This is a genomic window from Citrobacter braakii (assembly GCF_002075345.1).
GTDB lineage: Bacteria > Pseudomonadota > Gammaproteobacteria > Enterobacterales > Enterobacteriaceae > Citrobacter > Citrobacter braakii.
Window position 1 is genome coordinate 1 of the sequence record NZ_NAEW01000071.1, and the last position, 1349, is coordinate 1349.

Sequence of the window (1349 nt, forward strand, 5' to 3'; positions counted from 1 at the left end):
GCTGTCGTCCCGGCTGAATGAGCAGGTCTCCCGTATTGATGCGCTGTCAGAATGGAAAGCGCAGCGGGAAGAAAAGTCAGCCGGTACAGCGACAAAACCGTCCCTGAAGGCCCGCCGTGAGCCGGCTGCCTCTTCCGCGCCGGTGAAAACTCCCGTGGTTTCCCGCGCCCTCACGCCGCCGTTCGTCCTGACGGGCGTGGAGCGCCGGGGCGGACAGGCGTATGCGGTGGTGCTGCCTGCCGGGGCAGGGAGTGACTGGTCACAGTTGCATATGCTGGTTCCCGGGGAGAGTTACCGGGGCTGGACGCTGGTCAGTACCGACGGCAACCGGGCGGCGTTTCAGGTTAACGGTCGCATACAGCAGCTGACGCCATAGCCGGGCGGGGGGGAGATAACGATGCGAATGCTGAAAAAAATAACGCTGACTGCCATGACGCTGGCCTGCTTCGTGCCGGCGATGTGCGGTTCTGCCGCGGCATCGGTCAGCGCCGGACATAACGGCAGTACTGGTGCCCGCCAGGCGGAGACGGTGACCTCGCAGGTACAGCAGACACAGACAGACAACAGCGCCCGGGAGTCGGCGGTCTGGGGACTCAGCGACACACAGTGGCAGCAGTACCGGGATGTGATGAATGGGCCCCGCGGTATCCAGTCGCCGGGGATTGACCCGGTGATGGCGCTGGGCCTGGAGTCGGAATCTGCCGCTGAACGCCGGCAGATGGCGGAGCTGTGGGTGAAACAGGAATACCAGCGGGTGGAGAAGGAGCTGGCGTTTCAGCGTGAAGTTGACGCGGCCTGGAAGCGACTGTATCCGGGCGTCCTGCCGGTGAATATGGGGAACGCGACCGGCGTGGCGCACGACTCGCACGGGCGTCTGGCGCTGTTTGTCAGACGTGAGAGCTGCCTGCAGTGTGACGCCAGGCTGAGTGCCGTTCTTGCCGACAACCGGCCGGTGGATATCTACCTGGTGGACAGTGGCGGCAGTGATGATGTCATCCGCCAGTGGGCGCTGGCGCACCATATTCCGGTGGATAAGGTCCGCAGCCGTCAGATAACCCTGAATCATGATAACGGCAACTGGCTGAAATTCGGACAGGGCCGTATGCCGGTGGTGCTGCAGCAGGGGGAGGACGGATGGCAAATCGTGGCATTCTGAACATTTCAGCCGGTTTACTGATGATATTAACGGCAGGATTTTCATCGCCTGCAGCAGCACAACAGGCACAGGGGCAACCGTTACCGGCCGGCAGCCCGGTGCCTGAAGGTTACCGGCAGGTGGCAGAAGAGTATGGCGTCCCGGCAGAAGCGCTGTATTCGGTGTCCCTGGCGGAGTCCTCGCGACGGCTGCC

At 63.1% G+C, this 1349-nt stretch carries 1 protein-coding gene and 2 pseudogenes; all 3 read left to right on the forward strand.

The window, feature by feature from the left end; all coding sequences use genetic code 11:
- Positions 1–376, forward strand: a pseudogene (locus BZK42_RS28850) (hypothetical protein); the annotation flags it as partial.
- Between the two features lie 81 nt (positions 377–457).
- A complete protein-coding gene (locus tag BZK42_RS27820) occupies positions 458–1156 on the forward strand; it encodes a TIGR03759 family integrating conjugative element protein (RefSeq protein ID WP_080861597.1) in 699 nt (232 codons plus the stop codon).
- A pseudogene (locus tag BZK42_RS27825) lies at positions 1135–1349 on the forward strand (lytic transglycosylase domain-containing protein); the annotation flags it as partial. The gene BZK42_RS27820 and the pseudogene BZK42_RS27825, both read left to right, overlap by 22 nt.

Bases quoted from the DNA above. Each gene is read 5' to 3' on its own strand.
- BZK42_RS27820 (WP_080861597.1), top strand. From the start codon at position 458: ATGTGCGGTTCTGCCGCGGCATCGGTCAGCGCCGGACATAACGGCAGT.